Below are 19,996 nucleotides of genomic sequence, written 5' to 3'. Positions count from 1 at the left end.
TTTTTGTACTATGTATTTTTTTTGTTGAGATTGGGAGCAGTTTAAAAGTTTAGAAAAAACGAAGTTGATTTTTTGAATATTGAATATTGAATATTGAATTTTTATTTGGAATTTGGTGCTTGTAATTTGAAAATTCCTTTTTTAGTATTGTTCGCTATCATTCGGAAAATCGCCGCTTTTTACATCTGAACTGTATTTACTAAAAGCATCTTTCATTTCAGTATATAAATCTAAATAACGACGAAGAAAACGCGGGTTAAACTCGTGCGTCATCCCAATCATATCGTGCGTTACTAGCACTTGACCGTCAACACCATTTCCGGCACCAATACCAATTACTGGAATGCTAATTCTTTCTGCAACTTCTTGGGCAAGTTTGGCTGGAACTTTTTCCAGAACTATAGCAAAACATCCCGTTTTTTCTAATAAAATAGCATCTTCAATAAGTTTTTCGGCCTCTTCTTCTTCTTTAGCTCGAACGGTATAGGTTCCAAATTTATAAATGGATTGAGGAGTTAAACCCAAATGGCCCATTACTGGAATACCTGCGTTTAAAATTCTTTTTATGGATTCTTTTACTTCCTTTCCACCTTCAAGTTTTACCGCATGGCCGCCGCTTTCTTTCATAATTCGAATCGCTGAACGCAGCGCCTCTTTCGGATCGCTTTGATAGCTCCCAAAAGGTAAATCTACTACTACCAAACTACGCTCAATTGCACGAACTACAGAAGCAGCGTGATAAATCATTTGGTCCAACGTTATTGGCAATGTTGTTTCGTGGCCAGCCATTACATTGCTAGCAGAGTCACCAACCAATATAACATCTATTCCGGCGCTATCCACGATTTTTGCCATGGTAAAGTCATAGGCGGTTAGCATCGAAATCTTTTCGCCTTTCTTCTTCATATCCACCAAAGTTTTGGTAGTAATACGCTTGTACTCTTTTTTAGCTGTGCTCATAGTTTGAATGAAATTGAGGGGTAAAAGTAATAATTTACGATTTTAGATTACCGATTTTAGAATTTTAATAATTCTTTGAAAGAAGTGATGTGTATAAAATTTATTCGAGGTACAAATCCAAGTATTTTAGCAATCACTTATGTTTACTTGCACCGCTAATCCTCCCTCACTGGTTTCTTTGTATTTAGATGTCATATCTTTTGCTGTTTCCCACATTGTTGCAATCACTTTATCTAGTGGCACTTTTGCTTTTGCCGGATCGCTGTCTAGTGCCATTTCACAAGCATTTATGGCTTTTATGGCACCCATTGCATTGCGTTCAATACACGGAATTTGAACCAAACCAGCAATTGGATCGCAGGTTAAACCTAGGTGATGCTCCATGGCAATTTCACTGGCCATTAAACATTGGTCTGGTGTTCCACCCATTAATTCGCAGAGTGCTCCGGCCGCCATTGAAGATGATACCCCAATTTCAGCTTGGCAACCACCCATTGCTGCAGAGATAGTTGCACCTTTTTTGAAAATGCTTCCAATTTCACCTGCAGTGAGTAGGAATTTGCGCACATCGTCAAAATTAGCGTCGTGGTTTTCTATAACCATATAATACAACATTACTGCAGGAATTACGCCAGCACTACCATTGGTTGGAGCTGTTACGACTCTCCCAAGTGAAGCATTAACTTCGTTTACTGCCAATGCAAAACACGAAACCCATTTCAATATTTGTCTAAACTTAACTTCTGTATTTCTAATTGCAGCAACCCATTCATCTGCACCGTTGTAAGTATGTTCACCAATAAGATTTCTATTCATCTCAAAAGCGCGTCGGGTTACGTTTAGTCCACCTGGCAGGATGCCTTCGGTATGGGCGCCAACGTACATGGAATCTAACATTACATCCCATATTTTCTTTAGACCGTCGTTTATTTCGGCTTCGGTTCTGAGCGATTTTTCGTTCTCGAGTACTATTTCAGAAATGCTTTTATTCTCAGCTTTGCAATATGCAGCAAGTTCTGCACCTTTTTCGATAGGAAATGGAAATTTTGCAAATTTATCTTGTTTAATCTTTTTGTTCTTTCTTTCTTCTTTTACAGTAAATCCACCGCCGATTGAATAAAATGAAGAAGATTTTACAGAACCGTTTTTCAAAGTTGCTCTAAAAGTCATTCCATTTGGGTGAAACTCGAGAAATTTCCGATTAAAAATTATGTTTTCCTTCGGAAAAAATGGAACATCCAACTCATTGTTTAGTTTCAATTTGTTTTCAGAAGTAATGAAATCAATTTCTTTTTGAATATTTTCAATAGGAAAAGTTACGGGGTCGAACCCTGTTAAACCTAGCATTATTGCTATATCTGTGGCGTGACCTTTTCCTGTAAGTGACAGTGAGCCATACAGATCTACGGTGATACCTACAACTTCTTCAAATTGATTTTTTTCTTTCAATTCCTCTATCCAACGTAATGCTGCGCGCCAAGGTCCCAAGGTATGCGAACTTGATGGCCCAACCCCAATCGATAACATGTCAAAAACACTAATGCTTTCCATTCAATTTTCTTTTAAAAACAAAGATAGCATCTTATTTAATTAAGAATGAAGAATTCTGAATTCTGAATTTTTATTTTTGAACCTTGAACCTTGAACCTTGAACCTTGAACCTTGAACCTTAAATCAAATCATTGAAAACTCGATGCACGCGATAATTCGCGAGCCTACTTGGTTTTAATTCAGCGTCGTCTATTGGGCAGCAACGGCGGCGGTGCTCCCGTAAAAGGATTCCAACGGCCAATACTCTTGGCTTCCATTCCCGCAGCGCGCATTACAGCACGATCGCCATAACGGTCCCGCATCTTGTCCATAGCGTGATAGAGATTGATTATTTTTTCGTTATCGTCAAACAAATCTATCTGAAATCCGCCCTCCACCAAATGGCTAAACCGCACGCCCACCATCCGCACTAAAAGTCTGCGTTGATATAGTTTCTTAAAAAGCCCCATCACTATTGGAATAATTTTATGGTCTGCAGAACTATACGGTATTTTTTGCTGCATAGTATAAGTCTGAAAATCTGAATACCGAATTTTAAAGGTTACGCAGGCAGTAAGTTTGTTGCCGCGCCTTAGTTGGAAAACCAGATTTTCTGCCATTGCAATAATAATACCTTCCAGTTTTTTTACATCGGTGGTGTCGCGGTCAAAGCTGCGCTCGGTTGAAATAGATTTGCGTTCGGTGTATTGCTCTACTGGCGTATTGTCTATACCGTTAGCCTTCTGCCAAATGGTCTGCCCATTTTTCCCAAAAACTTTCGCCATCATTTCCACAGGCATTTCCTGTATGGTTTTTATCTGTTTTATGCCTAGATCGCATAAAGCGCGGTAAGTAACTTCGCCAACCATTGGTATTTTATTGACTGCCAAAGGCGAAAGAAAAGGTTTTTCGGTGCCTTTTATAATATGAATTTGATTGTTGGGTTTTGCTTCGCCAGTGGCTATTTTTGAAACCGTTTTGTTGATTGAAAGCCCAAAAGAAATAGGCAGTCCAGTTTCTTTCATAATGCGCTGCCGTAATTCTGAAGCTAATTTTTCGCAACCAAAAAACTTATCCATTCCAGTTAAATCGATGTAAAATTCATCTACAGAAGCCTTTTCGTAAAGTGGCACACTTTCTTTTATAACATCGGTAACATTTTCTGAAAACTTGCTGTAGGTGCTGGCATCGCCACGAACTACAATGGCTTCGGGGCATAACTGTCTGGCCAACTTCATCGGCATTGCAGAATGGATCCCGAAAGTGCGTGCCTCATAACTGCACGAAGCCACTACGCCACGATCGCTGGTGCCGCCAATAAGCACTGGTTTTCCAATCAACCTACTATCTAACAAGCGCTCGCAGGACACAAAAAATGTGTCCAAATCCATGTGTACTATGTTTCTTTTGTCGTTCATACATTCCCGCCCTTCGACTACCGCTCAGGATAAACTACGGCGGGAATCTCTTAATTGTTACTATTATGTCCTATAGCGAAGCGGTCTTACGTCCTACCGTCTTAAGTCTTTACATCGAAGCGGTCATACGTCCTTTTTCAGCAGCATACCTCGGATCTTGAATTATCCCCAGCCGCTCCATTTTTAAAACTTCAATATTTATACAGTCAAATTCTTCCGTTACTTTTCCGGTAATACTGTAAACTCCTTTTCCGCGGAAGCGATATTGATTGGCAACCGGCGGAAAATGTACCGTATCTACAAAATCGCCATCTCGGTCCAGAAAATTTCCGAAGTACATATAATCACCTTTAGACGTTCGGGTCCTTTTAGTTGTTATTAAATATCCTTCAATAGTTACTATTTTCCCGATACGTTGGGAAAGATGCGTTGCCCGCAATTTATTTTCCGAAGAATTTGTGAGTAAATCAAAAGGACTACACAGCGGAAAACCCAACAGTTCCATTTCATCAAAAGCATCTTCCAGCGTGGTGTGCGGTAGGGAAGGGGTTTTGTAATTAATCTTTTTCGGTTTAAAAAGTGTGTACACATTTTCTTCAAAACTCACTTTATTTATTTTCATATACGCTTCCCAAAGTAGTTCGCGTTTGTTTCTTCCCGTGAAACGAAAAGCGTTTATTTTTATAAGAATTGTTACCTGCTCCATCCCGATGGAAACACGTTCTAAAAAATCGTCCAAACTCTCAAAAGCGCCATTTTTGTTACGTTCAACAATTATTTTTTCAATAAGTTTTGATTCCAAAGATTGTAAAAACCCGAACCCAATATAAATATCCTTTCCATCAATAATAGTTGCGCCGTAACTGCGGTTAATGCAGGGTTGCAAAATATTTCCGCCGTGCATTCGCGCTTCGTGCACATAAAGTTCTACACTGTAAAAACCACCCCCGTTGTTGAGTGTAGCCACCATATATTCCAACGGAAAATAGGCTTTCAGAAAAAGACTTTGGTAGCTTTCCACAGCATACGAAGCGGAATGTCCTTTTGCAAAAGCATAGCCAGCAAAACTTTCAATCTGCCGCCAAACATCTGCCGTGAATGTTTCATTTTTACCCGAATTTTTACAATTATTGAAGAACTGATCTTTCACTTTTTGAAACTCTTCCCGCGATCGGAACTTGCCGCTCATTCCTCTTCGCAACATATCTGCTTCGCCCAAATCGAGGCCGCCAAAATGATGCGCTACTTTTATTACATCTTCCTGATAGACCATTACGCCATAAGTTTCGGGCATAATATTCAGTAAAACGGGGTGTGCCTCTTTTCTTTTTTCGGGGAAACGGTAGCGCAAAATATATTCGCGCATCATGCCACTTTTTGCAACGCCCGGTCGTATTACCGAACTAGCCGCCACTAAACCCAAATAATCATCCACTTGCAGTTTGCGGAGCAACATTCGCATGGCGGGCGATTCTACATAAAAGCAACCAATTGCCTGCGCATTGCGCAATAGTGTTTTTATTTTTTCGTCCTTTTTAAAACGTTTTATGTCGTGAATGTCCAAAGGCGGTATTTCGGGATGATTGTATTTTACAATTTCCACAGCATCTTTTATTTTTCCCAATCCACGCTGACTTAAAATATCGAATTTATAAAGCCCAATATCTTCTGCAATTACCATATCAAACTGCGTAGTAGCGTAGCCTTTTGGCGGCATAAAAGTGGCGGTGTAATGATGAATGGGTTTTTCTGAAATCAAGATTCCACCGGCGTGAATTCCCAAATAGTTCGGAAAACCTTGAATGTATTGACTGTAAACAATTACCAATTGCGACATCTTGTCTAGCGTTTTAAAGTCGCAATCTTGTGTAGAAAGTTTATCAATTTCTTCTTTTGGTAGCCCAAAAACCTTTCCCAATTCGCGTACCGAAGCTTTAAATTTAAAGGTGTTATAAACGGTTATAAGCGCCGTGTTTTTAAATGTTTTAAAAATAAAACTGGTAATATCGTCGCGGTCTTGCCACGAAAAATCAATATCAAAATCGGGCGGATTTTTTCGGTATAAATTTATAAAACGTTCAAAATAGAGATCGAGTTCCACAGGATCTACATCTGTAATTCGCAACAAATAAGCAATAATACTGTTGGCGCCACTGCCACGACCTACGTAGAAATAGCCTTTGCTGCGAGCGTATTTTAAAATTTTCCAATTGATTAAAAAGTAGGAAACAAATCCTTTTTCTTTTATAACACCCAGCTCTTTTTCTATCCGCACCATCACTCGCTCGCCCGGGCGTTTGTAGCGGTAATGGATTCCCGTATAAGCCAATTTTTTCAGTAATCGGAAATCTAAATCTTCATTAGTAGTATACGATTTTTGGTTGCAAGTTTTTTCCTTCGAAAAATCGAAAGAAATACTGCACTTTTTTAAAAGTTGCTCTGTGTTTTTAATAATTTGCGGAAATTCTTCAAAAGCTTTTTTTAGTTTTTCTTCCGAAATAAATACGTCGTTTTCACTACTTTGTTCCGAAGTTGGCAGTTTGCTGAGCAACGTATTATTATCTATTGCACGAAGCAATCGGTGTGTATTAAAACCTTTTTTATTCTGAAAAGTCACGGTTTGCAAAACCACCAATTTATCTTGCCTATTTTTCCACGGCGAAAATTTTAAACAATTAATGTCTTCTGTCTTTACACCAAGAAATTCATTTTCCAAAAGTGTTTCACCTTCAAAAGATGCATACGGATAAATTACAAATGTGTTGGCAATTTGTTCGGCTTTAGAAGGAATATTTACATTTTCAGTGCTTTCCCGCTGATGAAGAAAAGCTGACAGATATTCGTTTATATTTTGAAAACCAGCATTGTTTTCTGCCAATAAAATAAATTGCTGTTGCGCGCCTTTTCTAAAGTCTACACCCAAAATTGGCTTTACACCATAATCTGAAGCAATGCGAACAAATTCTAAAGAAGCGGAAGTAGAATTGACATCTGTGAGCGCCATGGAAGCCGCTCCGTTCTGCTGGCCCAAATGCAACAAATCGCTGATTTTAAGGGTTCCGTAACGTAAACTATAATAGCTGTGGCAATTCAAAAACATGTGCTTTGGATTTATTCCAAAATTATGGAATATTTCCAACAATGAAGCGTAAATTCCGAAGAAAATATTTTTTTGACTAGGGCAGTAGTAATGCCGATTTTCAAATTAATCCCTGCAACTTTTTAAAAATAGAAAGTTAAACCGGGGCTACTTTTTTTGAAATTCGATAAAAGATGAAAGAAGCTACGAATCCTACGACAGAAAAAATTGCCAGCATCCAAAATACTGATTGATGTCCTTCCTTTCCGGGGGATGCGTCTAAAAAATACCCGATAACGGGACCAGCAAAAATTTCGGGAGTGTAGCCAATGAAAGAGATTATTCCAACTGCTGTTCCGGTTAATACCAACGGAATATTGCCTTCTTCCATAACTGCAAAATAAAGAACACGCGCCGAGTAGACACCAATAGCGGTGATGATTATTGAAAGAAAAAACAAAATATCTGCGCCTTCATCTAAAATTCCTGAAGCAAAAAGCATTGCTCCACAAATAGAAAGTAAAAAACCAATACATAAGTAAATAGATGCGCGGGAACGATCTGCAAGAAATCCCACAATAACCCCCACAATGGGCCGAATAAATAATAAAAATGTTCCTGTTTTGGCAGCATCCACTTCACTGTAAAGCATTACATCGTTGGCGTAAAGTGAAATTATATCGGTTATTTTATAACCTACGTATGCACAGATAATAATAATCATCAACAGCCAGATTGCAGGTAATTTTAGAACTGACTTTATATTCTTAAAAGTTATTTTATCTAGGGTGGTAACTTCTGCCGTTTTGTTTGTTTTCAGAAAAAAGAATACGATAATCCCTATTAAAGCAACAAGCGCCGAGGATACATAAATAACATAATGAAAAGCTTCTGCTTGCTCGTTTAATGTTGTTTGAGCGTCTGAAACGAACAACGAAAACACGAACACTCCCAATAACCCAAAGAGCGCTCCTACCAATCCGCGACCGCCATCTAAAAAACCGAATGCTTTTCCTTGATTTTTACTCCCGCCCCATACACGTGTGGCTTTTATCATTGCCGACCAAAACAGGAAAATAGTTGTAAATCCCCAGAAACCATAGAGAATGATTAATGTTTGAAAAGTAGGAGAGTCTGCGTATATTAATCCGCCCAAAGCGGTTAGTATTAAAGCCGTACCCATCAATTTACGCGGAGGGAATCTGTCTGCCAAAGGACCGCCCAATAAATAGGAGAAAAGAGCTACAATTCCATAAACCGAAAAGCATAGTCCTAATTCAGTATTGTCTATTTGAAAAACTTCGAGTACCGTGGCGCGAAAAACACGAGCCAATACAAAGGGTAAAATAAAAACTGCTTCGCCAGCAAGAATGAGCAAAACAATATATGATATATGCTGACGGGAAGCCTCTTTATTATTCAATTAAGTGTTTTTTGAAATTCTGCGTATGGTAAAAGTAATGATTTTTAAAAACTGTTACTACCACAGAAAACTGTATACTCCTTTAATTGTATTGTGCTGTAAATAGTAGTTAAAAAGGAAGCTTATTAAAAACAAAGTTTCCGTCTTTATCAATTACTTTATACACTCCAAAAGGCGTGTCTTCCTCAACTATTATAAAACTTTCATCATTTTCTAAGTGGTTAAGATATGCCTCATTATCTGTGAGGTAAGAAAATAAAACCCGGAAGAGGTTAACGTTCGATTTCAATTTAGTGTCAAACTCAGGAATTTCGTTGTTGGGCCATCTTATAGCGAGCTTAGCGGCAAAAATTGAATTTATAAGCGTTGTATCTTCAATTTTTCGGTGAAGTTCTCCCGTATAATTGAAACCTACATAACCTCCGTGATCTGCAACAATAACTATTAATGCCGAAGGATCTTTTTTGGTTATTAAAGAAGTTATTTCGCGCAGCCAAAGGTTAGATTTTTCAACATTGTCTAAATAACTCTCTCTTTCTTCATCCTTGCCTTTTGATTGGAGTTTTGACACTGAGATGTGGCCTGGCAATATCTTTTCCACAAAATAAAAATTAGCCTGATTTTTGTTTTCTTCCAGCGCCTTTTCCATTTCATCTAAAACATTCACGTTCATATCAAACCCACGCGATAAAAAGGAAAGCTCTTTATACGAAATAGAACAATAATCATATTCCAATTCTGGCCTGTTAACAATAAGATAGGGCGACTCAATTAGTAACGATGTTTTATACCCGTTTTTATTGAAGAGAGCTACCGCAGCGTTTTTTCCAGCAATGCTTTTTCGCAATCCGTGTGCTTCCTTCGAGCTGGGTTTTGGTTTTTTGTAGTAGTGATGTTTCATAGCAAACATAGAACTATTTGAAGTAACTGTATTAGAATAATTACTTCGGAAATTGGGATAAATTTTAAAATTGTTTTCAGTTAAAAAACTTTCAAAAGCACTATTATCAAAAGTATACGGTGGCTTTTTCAGCGTACTAGCGTTGGCGTATCCGTCGGGTTGGATAATATAAACGTTTGGTTTTTTGTTGAAAGTAGCTTCTGAAATTTTATCGGGAAGTTGTTTCCACGCTGTAGAAAAATTTAAATTATTGCCAACATAAAAAGCCAATTGAACTGCCACAATTAAGGCTAGTAACAATTCTATTAAAACTGCTTTTTTTAAATGCTTCTTTAATAAAAAGGCAAGTCCGATGGTAAGAATCATAACCAAGAGAATTATTTTCTTCTTCGGTCCTATAATGCTGTAAGTTACTAAGCAGGCAAATCCTACTAAGTTTGAAATGGTTAATAACAGCGTATAGTTTTTGGCAACGAATGTTATTTTTCCTGAAAAAACTTTCAATAAAATATTGATTAACACAGGAATCAATAGAAAGAAAGCTATAAAGAAGAATAGCTGACCACGGGAATCGACCATAGTGAAATTAGAAAAATAATTATAAAGAAAGGGATAGAGACCGCTTGCTATTCCAACAACTACGGGATTCGTTCTATTCAGGAATTTTTTCAAAAAAAAGTGTTTATTGAGACAGGGGTAAAACTACTAATAAAATCTTTCAAATTACATTCTGCCATCATGTCATAATCTTTCCGCTGGCACAATCATTGACTTGTAGAAAGAGAAATTAAGAATACAACAATAAATTATAAACATCAAACAAAATTATTATGAGTAAAATAATTGGAATCGACTTAGGTACAACCAACTCTTGTGTTGCCGTGATGGAAGGTAGCGAGCCAACGGTTATTCCTAATGCCGAAGGAAAAAGAACAACTCCTTCCGTAATTGCATTTGTGGAAGGCGGCGAAATTAAAGTAGGAGATCCTGCAAAACGTCAGGCTGTTACTAACCCTACAAAAACCATTAGCTCTATTAAGAGATTTATGGGGAACAAATATTCTGAGTCTAAAAACGAAGCAGAACGCGCAGCTTTTAAAGTTGTAAAAGGTGATAACGATACCGCCCGTGTAGACATTGACGGACGTATGTACACTCCTCAGGAATTAAGTGCAATGATTCTTCAGAAAATGAAGAAAACTGCGGAAGATTATTTAGGTCAGCCAGTAACCCGTGCGGTTATTACTGTTCCTGCATACTTTAACGACAGTCAGCGTCACGCAACTAAAGAAGCTGGTGAAATTGCTGGTCTTAAAGTAGAACGAATCATTAACGAACCAACTGCAGCAGCGCTTGCATACGGTCTTGACAAAAAAGGAACCGACCAAAAAGTTGTAGTATTCGATTTTGGTGGTGGTACACACGATGTTAGTATCCTTGAATTAGGTGATGGCGTTTTTGAAGTACTTGCTACAGATGGTGATACTCACTTAGGTGGTGATGATGTGGATCAGAAGATTATAAACTGGTTGGCAGACGACTTTAAAGCTGAAGAAGATTTCGATCTTCGTAAAGACCCAATGGCATTGCAACGTTTGAAAGAAGCTGCTGAAAAAGCAAAAATTGAGCTTTCTTCTGCTGCACAAACTGAAATTAACTTGCCTTACGTTACAGCTACGGCTAGCGGACCAAAACACTTGGTTAAAACGTTAACACGTGCTAAGTTTGAGCAATTGATTGAAGATCTTGTAAAAAGAACAATGAAGCCTTGCGAAACAGCAATGAAAGCTGCTGGATTAAGCAAAAGTGATATAGACGAAGTAATTCTTGTAGGTGGTTCTACTCGTATTCCTGCAGTTCAAGAAGCTGTTGAGAAATTCTTCGGAAAAAAACCACACAAAGGGGTAAACCCAGATGAAGTAGTTGCCGTAGGTGCTGCAATTCAAGGTGGGGTATTAACTGGAGATGTAAAAGATGTACTTCTTTTAGATGTAACGCCACTTTCTCTTGGTATTGAAACAATGGGTAGTGTAATGACCAAATTAATTGAGGCCAACACAACTATTCCTACTAAGAAAAGTCAAGTATTCTCTACTGCAGCAGATAATCAGCCAAGTGTTGAGATTCACGTATTGCAAGGGGAACGCCCAATGGCAAACGACAACAAGACAATTGGTCGTTTTCACCTAGACGGTATTCCACCAGCACAACGTGGTACGCCACAGATTGAAGTAACGTTCGATATTGATGCCAACGGTATCATTAAAGTAAGCGCTACAGATAAGGCTACTAACAAAACGCAAGACATCCGTATTGAAGCTTCTTCAGGATTAACAGAAGATGAAATCAAAAAGATGAAAGCAGATGCAGAAGCAAATGCTGAAAGCGATAAAGCTGCTAAAGAAAAAGTAGATAAATTAAACGAAGCTGATGGAATGATCTTCCAGACTGAAAAGCAACTGAAAGAATTTGGTGAAAAATTATCTGACGATAAAAAGAAACCAATCGAAGATGCTTTGGAAGAATTGAAAAAAGCATACGAAGCTAAAGACGTAGCTACTATTCAGCCAGCTTTAGATAAAATAAACGAAGCTTGGAAAGTAGCTTCTGAAGAAATGTACAAAGCCCAAGCAGATGGCCAAGGCGCACCAACCGGTGATGCTGAAGCAGGAGCAGAGAAGGGAACAGACAACGCTGAAAACAGCGATGTTGAAGATGTAGATTTTGAAGAGGTGAAGTAAGTTTCTTTAAATAGCTAAATTCAAAACCGCAACCTTAATTGGTTGCGGTTTTTTTAATTCAGTGTTTTTATTTTTTTTTCAAAATTATAAAATTGGGTAAATAGATTTCAATACGGAATTACTACAAATTATTTCAACATCAATTCCAGTTTTAGTTTTCGATACAAATATATTATTACTATCTTCTTTTTTTTGTTTGTTATTGACTGCATAAAAACATTCGTGAAATAAATCATGTATACTCCAATGTATTGGAAAAAATGTAGTGGGTTTGTCTTTTCTTATCCATTTCTTAGTTTTTAAATTATAAAATTCAATTTCAGCTTCCCATATTCCATTTAAGAGATTCTCTTTTGTAATATTTAAAATTTTCATTTTTTCAGGATTATAATAATGAATGCCTGTGATTTTTCCATTCTTAATTTTTCCTTTAGTGCAATGCTCAATTATTTCGATAAAGTTCTTATCGGTAGAAAAATCTTCATTTGTAAATACAAAATCCTTGATTAAGCTTATATTACTTTCAAAACAAATTTGTTGAGCTCTTCTGGGATTAGTTAATAATAAATTGCGATAGATTTTAGAATTTTTTTTAAGGGTTTCTAAATCTTCGAATGGTCCTTCTGCTTCCTTGTATTTTATTAAATACATAGATGGAATTTTTTCTATTCTAACACCATCTTTTAAACCTTGCTTGTTGTTGATATGTGTATTTTTATGTATGTAATAATTATGATTCAATTTTCTTTATTTGTTTTTAAAATTTTCTATCAATAAATCTCCAAAGAAATCTTCGAGGAATCTTCAAGGCGTCAGAGCGGGGAGGAAATATAAATATAGGTAAAAATTGTTATGAAAAATAAGTACTCAAAAAGCTCCCATTTAAAATCCTAATGCAATTTTATTATCTTTCTTCCAAATAATAAAATATGGATAATCTCTCTACTATAATCCTTGCGGGATCATTAATCGTTATTATGTTGGGCATGGGGCTCACCTTGCAAGGCACAGATTTTAAAAGAATATTCCGCTATCCAAAAGCTATTTTTATTGGTTTGACCAATCAATTGATTCTTCTGCCGCTCATTGGTTTGGGGATTACGTGGGTTTTTCCAATGCAGCCCGAAATAGCAATTGGGGTTATGATTTTGGCAGCTTGTCCAGGTGGGCCAACTTCTAATTTAATTTCGCATTTGGCAAAAGCAGATTTGGCGCTTTCGGTCACGCTTACCGCCTTTAGTAGCTTGATAACCATTTTAACAATTCCATTTATTGTAAACTTTGCCTTAGAATATTTTTTGGGCGTTGGTCAAGTGGTGGAACTGAATGTACTTTCAACGATTGTCCAAATTTTTGTAATAGTAGTTATACCTATTATTATTGGAATGTTAGTGCGTAGGTACCGACCAGATTTTGCTGATAGAATGGCAAAGCCGGTGCGTATTGCTTCAGGCGCTGTATTGGCGCTGATTATTGTTGGCTTGGTCATAAAAGAGCGAGCTAACTTTGTTTCTTATTTTGAGCAGGCAGGCATTGCTGCATTGGTGTTGAATGTTGTTACCATGGTATTGGGTTATTTTTCGGCAAAATTGTTCGGGTTGAGCAAAGAGGCCGCACGCTCAATATCTATAGAATCGGGAATTCAAAACGGTACCCTAGCAATTACAATTGCAGTGGTCTTGCTTCATAATGCTTCCTTTGCAATTGTACCAGCAGTGTATAGTTTATTAATGTTTGTAACTGGCGGGGTGCTGATTTATTCTTTTAATAGGAAGGTTAAATAAGTTTTTTCCATTGCAGCTTCAGTATTTTGTCTTTACAGAAAGTTATAATATTTATGATTTAATTCAATATTAAGCAAAAAAAAGCGGCCAATTAAGGCCGCTTGGAAGTGAGGGAATTTTGAGGTATTGAGTTAATCTGCATTTTCATCCCGCTCCACAGCTATAATAGCTTCAGTAGATCCTGTCTGTAATGGTGAGTTCATTAAATTTAATTTTGATCCAGTATTTGAAAGAATGATTACAGAAAAATCATTCGGATTTGTAAATTCGTTTTCAGCAACTACTAGTTCTTTTAGGTGTGGGCAATTTGCCAAACCTTTAGGTAATTCGCCCGATAAATCGTTATCAAACACATTAAAAATTTCAATATGCTTAAGGTTACTTACACTCTCTGGCACAGTACCACTTAGTTGGTTACTACTTAAATGCAATTGCTTTAACTGAGATAGATTTCCTATAGATTCTGGAATATTTCCGCTAAGCGAAGTTGCATTCATTGCCAAAACTTCTAAATTGCTAAGATTTCCTAATTCAGTTGGAAGACTGCCTTCAATAGGATTGAAAGACAATTCCAGTGTTTTTAAATTTTTAAGTTGCCCTAAAGAAGCAGGAAGCGTACCGCTCAAATTATTAAAGTGAAGGTCAATACTAGTTACTGTATTATTTTCTACAGTAACTCCGTGCCATGTATCTACAGCTGTATTAACGTCCCATTTAGTGTTCCACTTTTGTCCGTTAGTTGAAGAATAAAGATCTAAAAGAACTTGTTTTTCTTGCTTGCTCACTTGTGCCATCGCTAAAGATGCAACAAAGAGGCAGAGGCAGGTTAGTGTTTTCGTTTTCATAGTAGGTGTTTTTATGTTTGAGAGCGGTGTAAAAGAACGAAAAACAAAGTTTAAACACAAATTTATTCGATGAACGACACAAATGAGTTAAATTTCTTTAGAAATCTTTAGTAGGAATGGTTTGTTTACTTCGTGAATGCCTTCAAATACCTCAATTGTTAACCGGTTCTGAAATAGCATACTACCTTTTAAATGCTCTTCGGTTTTTCGAGCTTCGGTAATATATTGATCTTTATTACCGTAGAGGTAAATTACCTGCGCATTTTCTTTCAAAAATTCAAAATCTTTGGGTTGCAATTCATTTGGAATACCGCCAGAGTGAAGCACCAATATATTGCACTGAAGTTTTCGTCGCGCCACCCATCGCGTAGCAATTGAGACGCCTTGGGAATATCCTAAAACAATAAGATTTGGAATTAAGCCCGAGAGTTCTTTTTCAAACACGGCATCTACATAATTTAGTATATTTTCAGTCTCGGTAATCGTATTTTCACGGGTAAGCCAAGAGGCGCCAACGTGTTTAAAGCCTTTGTCCTGATAATATTTTGAAGGTGCTTGTGGCGCAATAATGTAGTTTTCTTCAGAATCCAATTCAGAAAAATAATTGATGAAATATTTGCTTAAATAACCCATTCCGTGAAAAACCATCCAAACATTTTTGGTTTTATTGGTTAATTCATTGATTGTGTGGTAACTATTAGCACTTGTGTAGGAAACCTCTTTTTGGATACTCATTTTGTTAGTTTCAATTTTGTATTTTTACAAATGTAAACCAATACAATGAAGTACACCAACCAAGAAATTTTGGCCGCTTGCAACAAAATGTGTCCAAATACCCTAATGGAAACGCTCAATATAGAATTCACCGAAGTAGGTGATGATTTCCTTGTAGCTAGAATGCCCGTAACCCCAAGAGTTCATCAACCTGATGGCGTGTTGCACGGTGGCGCATCTGTAGCTCTGGCGGAAAGTGTGGGCAGTGCAGGAGCTTTTGTTTTTCTTAATTCGAAAGACATAATTATCCGCGGTATTGAAATTGCCGCCAATCACGTTAAAAGTATTCGCGATGGTTATGTTTACGCACACGCCAGCATTCTCCACAAAGGAAGAACCACACAACTCTGGCAAATAAAAATAACCAATGAAGACGGTGCTTTGGTGTCTCTCGTTAAACTAACCACTCTCACTTTACCCCAAAAAAAATAATGGATCTTCAGCTCTTTACCCAAAAAATTTCAGAACATTTAGAAAAAGAATTACCCTTTGTGCTTTACGCACTGCCGGAACAAAATAAAGTTACTGCATTGCTGCAAAAAACTGATGAGCTTTTTCTAATTGAAGACTTAACAACAAACGGATTTGTATTAGCACCTTTTAATTATAAAGCTTCTGCATGTTTTATTCCGGAGAAAGATTCGGAAAAAATTGAGAGTGTATTAATTAAAACTGAAGCTGAATTAGATCCCGTTTCTGTAGCTAAAAATGATTCGGAACAAGATGAATATCTGGAATTAGTAAATAAAATTATTGATACAATAAAAAAGAGAAAGGCAAAGAAAATTGTTCTTTCGCGTTCCAAAGAATTCGACTTAAGTAATTTTTCATTTGGCGCGTTGCTAAATCATTTGTTTTCTGCCTACCCAACGGCTTTTAGATATATTTGGTATCATCCACAAACTGGAATGTGGTGTGGCGCTACTCCCGAAACACTGCTTCAGGTGGATAATCATTCGTTTAAAACAATGGCTTTGGCGGGTACGCAGCCCTTTACAAACCAAGCCCATGTAGTTTGGGGCCCAAAGGAACTGAATGAGCAACAATTGGTAACAGATGCCATAACTACTAGTTTGCAACGGGTAACTTCAATATTAAAGGTTTCAAATCCACACACGCATAGAGCCGGATCTTTGCTTCACTTGAGAACTGATATATCGGGTGTTTTAAATAACGGCAAAACTACGCTGACCAAAATCGCTACTGTGCTGCATCCAACCCCGGCAATTTGTGGTTGTCCTCAAAAAGTTGCAAAAGAATTTATATTAGAAAACGAAGGCTACGATCGTGCGTTTTACACCGGTTTTCTGGGTCCAATTGAACAAAACGGTGCAGTAGCATCATTAATGGTAAACTTGCGTTGTATGCAGATTGAAAACAATACGGCACGCATCTATGTGGGTGGCGGCATAACTATTGCCTCGCAACCATTGGAAGAGTGGCAGGAAACGGAAAATAAAATGCAAACTATGCTACAAGTATTGGCGCCAATGCTATAATATTTTCGGCGTCTTTGTACCTTTACACGGCATGAAATTCTCAAATAAAATTCTCTCACAAACCCTTGTTCAATTATGTTTGGATAAAGGAGTTGACCATATAGTAATATCTCCAGGATCGCGCAATGCACCCTTAACTACCGGTTTCGGCAATAATCCAAAATTTAAATGCTTTAGTGTCGTTGATGAACGCTGCGCCGCATTTTTTGCATTGGGAATGGCGCAACAATTAAAAAAACCTGTGGCTGTTGTTTGTACTTCTGGTTCTGCCTTGCTAAATTATTATCCCGCGGTGGCAGAAGCTTTTTACAGCGATATTCCTTTGGTGGTTATCGCCGCAGACAGACCTGCAGATAGAATTGATATTGGCGATGGACAAACTATCCGTCAGCAAAATGTTTTTGAAAACCATATTCTTTACAGTGCCAATTGTATTGAAGGTGAAGATTTTCAGATAAAAAATGAAACCGAAATAAACATTGCGCTAAACACTGCAATTGAATTAAACGGACCAGTACATATCAATATTCCTTTTTCTGAACCTTTATATAACACTATTGAAGAGCAATTAATCTGGCCGCAAAATGTAGAACCACGAATAGCCAATTGCGCTTTGGAAGAAGATTTAACGCCCTTTATTGAACAGTGGAATAGCAGCAAAAAGAAAGTAATTTTGGTTGGTGTTTTAGCACCAAACAGCGTGGAACAACGCTTTATTGACCAACTTGCGAGAGACGAAAGTGTTTTGGTTTTAACAGAAACCACCTCTAATCTTCATGATGAGAATTTTATTTCTGCTATAGATCAGCTAATAAGTCCGTTGACGGAAGAAGATTTCAAAAAGCTTCAACCAGACGTTTTACTCACTTTTGGTGGGATGGTAATTTCAAAAAGAATAAAAGCTTTTCTGCGCAGTTTTCCGCCGAAAGCACATTGGCACGTTGATGCGAAAAAAGCGTACGACACTTATTTTGTACTTGAACATCATTTTAAAACAACTATAAATAATTTCTTTGTTGAATTTCTTCCGAAAACAATTGAATTGCAAAGCGAGTATCAAAGCAATTGGTTGACAGTAAAACAACACAGATTGCAACGTCACGGCGCCTTCGAACATGAAATACCGTATTCAGATTTTATGGTTTTTTGCGAAATATTCCACAAGCTTCCACAACATATTCAATTGCAGTTAAGCAATAGTGCCACCATTCGTTACGCGCAACTTTTTAATATTCCCGCCACTGCCCAAGTATTTTGCAATCGCGGTACTAGTGGCATCGATGGCAGTACGAGTACAGCTGTTGGGGCTGCATTGGTTTCAAAACTGCCCACTGTTTTTATAACTGGCGATCTCAGCTTTTTCTATGATAGCAACGCCCTTTGGAATAATTACATTCCGCAAAATTTCAAAATAATTGTCATTAATAATAAAGGAGGCGGTATTTTTAGAATTCTTCCCGGTGAAAAAGACACTGAAATTTTCGACACTTTTTTTGAAACAAAGCATAATTTAAGCGCTAAACAGCTTTCAGAAATGTACAATTTCAATTATGAAACTATTGATAATAAAGAAGATTTGCCAGTAAAGTTGAATGCTTTTTTCAGTAAAAATGAAGGCCCAGCTTTGTTAGAAATTTTCACACCTTCATCGGTAAATGATAAAGTACTTCTAGATTATTTCAGCTTCATTTCTTAAATATGCTTTCGCCCATCTAAGACTATCAGTTAGATCGTGAAAGGAATAAAAGGGAATTTTGCAGAATTTAGATTCTAGTACAGCATTCGAACGAACTATTTCGGAATAATAAACAACACCTATAGATCTAAGGGTAGGTATTTTATTTAGTGCTTTGTAATCCATGGGTTTAACCGAATATGAGTTAATTCGATTAGAAATTATAACCCACTTTTCACCCTCTAAATGCCGAAGACATTTTATTATAACCGAATTTGCAGATTTACGAGACATTACAATCCCTTCATTAGCCTGAAACACAGCTATATTATCATAAAAATATACCTCGCCAATATCTGTTTCCAGTGTTTTTGTTAACTGGAATTCTGAAGGAAGATTATGTGGTGTTTTTTGTTCCATTATAAAAGTGAATTTACATCATTTGTTTTATTTGTGTATACGTATTAATATTTTTTTTTACAATAATAGAGTACCTTTGCAATTATGATAAAACTGGGTGAATACAATACTTTAGAAATCCTTAGGGAAACCGAACCAGGATTATATTTGGGCGATGAAGAAGAAAATGTGGTGCTTTTACCACATAGATACAAGCCAGAAGAATATGAAATTGGCGACAATATTTCAGTCTTTATATATCTCGATAACGAAGAAAGGCCAATAGCTACAACGCTCGAGCCTTTTCTGTTGTTAAACAGTTTTGGGTATCTGCATTGCAGCGACGTTACCGAATACGGTGCTTTTATGGATTGGGGATTGGAAAAGCAATTGTTTGTTCCATTTAAAGAACAAGCACGCCCAATGAAAAAAGGGAACTGGTACATTGTTCACCTATATATAGATGATAAAACCAATCGTTTGGTTGGCTCAAGTAAAACAAACCATTTTCTTCAAAACGAAACTTTAACCGTTGAAGCTTATGAGGAAGTAAATATTTTAGTTACTCACCTCACCGAAAAAGGAGCAAACGTAATTGTGAATGGTGTTCATAAAGGTCTAATTTATATTGAAGATATTTTTGAAGACATCCGCACCGGAGACCGCATGAAGGCCTTTGTTAAAAATATTCGTCCCGACAATAAAATAGATCTTGTACTTCAAAAAGTTGGTTATAAAAGTATAGAGCCAAATGCAAACTTTATTCGCGAAGAATTGGAGGCCGCTGGTGGCTTTTTACCGCTTCACGATAAATCTGACCCAGATACTATTAAAAACATGATGGGGATGAGCAAAAAGAGTTTCAAAAAAGCAATCGGAACACTCTACAAAGACAAGCAGATTACGATAAAAGAAGACGGAATAGAATTAAAGGAAAAGTCAAAAGATACTACAGAAAGTTAAGCGCT

The 19,996-nt window shown here is 37.1% G+C and carries 16 protein-coding genes; 6 read left to right on the top strand and 10 right to left on the bottom strand.

The annotated features are described in order from the left end of the window. Positions 1 to 141: 141 nt before the first annotated feature. The 6 genes from panB to AC3RVF_RS03500 all read right to left on the bottom strand — a co-directional run bounded on the left by panB (position 142) and on the right by AC3RVF_RS03500 (position 9,983). Entirely contained in the window at positions 142 to 960 is an 819-nt protein-coding gene (panB, locus tag AC3RVF_RS03525; RefSeq protein WP_489691092.1) for a 3-methyl-2-oxobutanoate hydroxymethyltransferase, read from the bottom strand. Positions 961 to 1,086: 126 nt separating this feature from the next. Then, positions 1,087 to 2,511 carry an L-serine ammonia-lyase gene (locus AC3RVF_RS03520; RefSeq protein ID WP_489691093.1) on the bottom strand — a complete coding sequence of 475 codons (1,425 nt, stop codon included), beginning with the start codon at positions 2,509 to 2,511 and terminating at the stop codon, positions 1,087 to 1,089. A 179-nt stretch (positions 2,512 to 2,690) separates the two neighbouring features. Next, positions 2,691 to 3,908: a DNA polymerase IV gene (gene dinB, locus AC3RVF_RS03515; protein WP_489691094.1), complete on the bottom strand. Its 1,218-nt coding sequence runs from the start codon at positions 3,906 to 3,908 to the stop codon at positions 2,691 to 2,693. Positions 3,909 to 4,017: 109 nt separating this feature from the next. Then, positions 4,018 to 7,008, bottom strand: a complete 2,991-nt coding sequence (locus AC3RVF_RS03510; RefSeq protein ID WP_489692771.1) for a DNA polymerase III subunit alpha — start codon at positions 7,006 to 7,008, stop codon at positions 4,018 to 4,020. Between the two features lie 136 nt (positions 7,009 to 7,144). Next, positions 7,145 to 8,410, bottom strand: coding sequence for an MFS transporter (locus AC3RVF_RS03505; protein ID WP_489691096.1), 1,266 nt, complete (start codon positions 8,408 to 8,410; stop codon positions 7,145 to 7,147). Between the two features lie 109 nt (positions 8,411 to 8,519). Beyond that, complete coding sequence (locus tag AC3RVF_RS03500; protein ID WP_489691097.1) at positions 8,520 to 9,983, bottom strand: alkaline phosphatase family protein; 1,464 nt, start codon at positions 9,981 to 9,983, stop codon at positions 8,520 to 8,522. A 158-nt stretch (positions 9,984 to 10,141) separates the two neighbouring features. On the opposite strand from AC3RVF_RS03500, the gene dnaK reads away from it, so the two are divergent. Further along, positions 10,142 to 12,052, top strand: coding sequence for a molecular chaperone DnaK (dnaK, locus tag AC3RVF_RS03495; protein ID WP_489691098.1), 1,911 nt, complete (start codon positions 10,142 to 10,144; stop codon positions 12,050 to 12,052). An 84-nt stretch (positions 12,053 to 12,136) separates the two neighbouring features. On the opposite strand, the gene AC3RVF_RS03490 is transcribed toward dnaK, so the two are convergent. Continuing rightward, entirely contained in the window at positions 12,137 to 12,793 is a 657-nt protein-coding gene (locus AC3RVF_RS03490; RefSeq protein WP_489691099.1) for an EndoU domain-containing protein, read from the bottom strand. 188 nt (positions 12,794 to 12,981) lie between these two features. Between AC3RVF_RS03490 and AC3RVF_RS03485 the strand changes: the two genes are divergently transcribed. Further along, entirely contained in the window at positions 12,982 to 13,836 is an 855-nt protein-coding gene (locus tag AC3RVF_RS03485) for a bile acid:sodium symporter family protein (RefSeq protein WP_489691100.1), read from the top strand. Positions 13,837 to 13,967: 131 nt separating this feature from the next. Here AC3RVF_RS03485 and AC3RVF_RS03480 read toward each other — a convergent pair whose 3' ends face one another. Beyond that, positions 13,968 to 14,681, bottom strand: coding sequence for a leucine-rich repeat domain-containing protein (locus tag AC3RVF_RS03480; RefSeq protein ID WP_489691101.1), 714 nt, complete (start codon positions 14,679 to 14,681; stop codon positions 13,968 to 13,970). Positions 14,682 to 14,768: 87 nt separating this feature from the next. Further along, positions 14,769 to 15,416 (bottom strand): alpha/beta hydrolase, encoded by a 648-nt coding sequence (locus AC3RVF_RS03475; protein WP_489691102.1) that lies wholly within the window; start codon positions 15,414 to 15,416, stop codon positions 14,769 to 14,771. 45 nt (positions 15,417 to 15,461) lie between these two features. Between AC3RVF_RS03475 and AC3RVF_RS03470 the strand changes: the two genes are divergently transcribed. From AC3RVF_RS03470 to menD, 3 genes are read left to right on the top strand one after another with little or no spacing between them, the layout of a single operon-like run. Then, the gene (locus AC3RVF_RS03470) at positions 15,462 to 15,887 is read left to right on the top strand and encodes a PaaI family thioesterase (protein WP_489691103.1); all 426 of its coding nucleotides are present in this window, start codon (positions 15,462 to 15,464) and stop codon (positions 15,885 to 15,887) included. Beyond that, positions 15,887 to 16,954 (top strand): isochorismate synthase, encoded by a 1,068-nt coding sequence (locus AC3RVF_RS03465; RefSeq protein ID WP_489691104.1) that lies wholly within the window; start codon positions 15,887 to 15,889, stop codon positions 16,952 to 16,954. Before AC3RVF_RS03470 ends, AC3RVF_RS03465 begins: the two co-directional genes overlap by 1 nt. Before the next feature lie 31 nt (positions 16,955 to 16,985). After that, entirely contained in the window at positions 16,986 to 18,650 is a 1,665-nt protein-coding gene (menD, locus tag AC3RVF_RS03460) for a 2-succinyl-5-enolpyruvyl-6-hydroxy-3-cyclohexene-1-carboxylic-acid synthase (protein ID WP_489692770.1), read from the top strand. On the opposite strand, the gene AC3RVF_RS03455 is transcribed toward menD, so the two are convergent. Then, entirely contained in the window at positions 18,624 to 19,049 is a 426-nt protein-coding gene (locus AC3RVF_RS03455) for a hypothetical protein (RefSeq protein WP_489692769.1), read from the bottom strand. The two genes, menD and AC3RVF_RS03455, sit on opposite strands and share 27 nt — an antisense overlap. Positions 19,050 to 19,133: 84 nt before the next feature. Between AC3RVF_RS03455 and AC3RVF_RS03450 the strand changes: the two genes are divergently transcribed. Then, positions 19,134 to 19,991, top strand: coding sequence for a CvfB family protein (locus AC3RVF_RS03450; RefSeq protein WP_489691107.1), 858 nt, complete (start codon positions 19,134 to 19,136; stop codon positions 19,989 to 19,991). Positions 19,992 to 19,996: the final 5 nt, after the last annotated feature.

The sequence above is a fragment of the Aequorivita sp. IT1183 genome, assembly GCF_058068265.1.
Note: the sequence above shows the minus strand (reverse complement) of the source record. Positions and strands in the feature narration are given on the sequence as shown.

Excerpts from the sequence above, each read along its gene's own strand:
- AC3RVF_RS03475 (WP_489691102.1), bottom strand. The coding sequence starts at position 15,416 with ATGAGTATCCAAAAAGAGGTTTCCTACACAAGTGCTAATAGTTACCAC.
- AC3RVF_RS03520 (WP_489691093.1), bottom strand. The coding sequence starts at position 2,511 with ATGGAAAGCATTAGTGTTTTTGACATGTTATCGATTGGGGTTGGGCCA.
- AC3RVF_RS03480 (WP_489691101.1), bottom strand. The coding sequence starts at position 14,681 with ATGAAAACGAAAACACTAACCTGCCTCTGCCTCTTTGTTGCATCTTTA.
- AC3RVF_RS03465 (WP_489691104.1), top strand. The coding sequence starts at position 15,887 with ATGGATCTTCAGCTCTTTACCCAAAAAATTTCAGAACATTTAGAAAAA.
- dnaK (WP_489691098.1), top strand. The coding sequence starts at position 10,142 with ATGAGTAAAATAATTGGAATCGACTTAGGTACAACCAACTCTTGTGTT.
- menD (WP_489692770.1), top strand. The coding sequence starts at position 16,986 with ATGAAATTCTCAAATAAAATTCTCTCACAAACCCTTGTTCAATTATGT.
- AC3RVF_RS03470 (WP_489691103.1), top strand. The coding sequence starts at position 15,462 with ATGAAGTACACCAACCAAGAAATTTTGGCCGCTTGCAACAAAATGTGT.
- AC3RVF_RS03485 (WP_489691100.1), top strand. The coding sequence starts at position 12,982 with ATGGATAATCTCTCTACTATAATCCTTGCGGGATCATTAATCGTTATT.
- panB (WP_489691092.1), bottom strand. The coding sequence starts at position 960 with ATGAGCACAGCTAAAAAAGAGTACAAGCGTATTACTACCAAAACTTTG.
- AC3RVF_RS03510 (WP_489692771.1), bottom strand. The coding sequence starts at position 7,008 with ATGTTTTTGAATTGCCACAGCTATTATAGTTTACGTTACGGAACCCTT.
- dinB (WP_489691094.1), bottom strand. The coding sequence starts at position 3,908 with ATGAACGACAAAAGAAACATAGTACACATGGATTTGGACACATTTTTT.
- AC3RVF_RS03455 (WP_489692769.1), bottom strand. The coding sequence starts at position 19,049 with ATGGAACAAAAAACACCACATAATCTTCCTTCAGAATTCCAGTTAACA.
- AC3RVF_RS03450 (WP_489691107.1), top strand. The coding sequence starts at position 19,134 with ATGATAAAACTGGGTGAATACAATACTTTAGAAATCCTTAGGGAAACC.